The following is a 285-nucleotide window of genomic DNA, read 5'->3' as shown; positions in this document are numbered from 1 at the left end:
GTGAAATACTTGCATAATAAGCAAGTGTTGTTAACCAGTCTTTTTGTTCATTACTAAAACGTAACTGTGATTTTTCTCCGACTACTAAAATAAAGCAGTGCTGATCTTCTCCAATAACTACCGCAAATTGATGGCTTTTCTCAAGCACTTTCCCTATTTCAGTTTTTAATTTATGACGGAGGTGCACCAACGGTACCCCCTTTAATCGTTCATTTATAATATTTACTACCTTTTCTAAATCATGTGTGTTTAATCCTGCGGGTAACGCCACTGTCTGATTTTCAA

General features: G+C 35.8%; 1 pseudogene. It reads right to left on the bottom strand.

Annotated features, from left to right (window positions below):
- A pseudogene (locus AOA61_RS30945) lies at window positions 1-285 on the bottom strand (hypothetical protein); the annotation flags it as partial.

Source organism: Pseudomonas sp. 2995-1 (assembly GCF_002742505.1).
Taxonomy (GTDB): Bacteria; Pseudomonadota; Gammaproteobacteria; order Pseudomonadales; family Pseudomonadaceae; genus Aquipseudomonas; species Aquipseudomonas sivasensis.
Note: the sequence above shows the minus strand (reverse complement) of the source record. Positions and strands in the feature narration are given on the sequence as shown.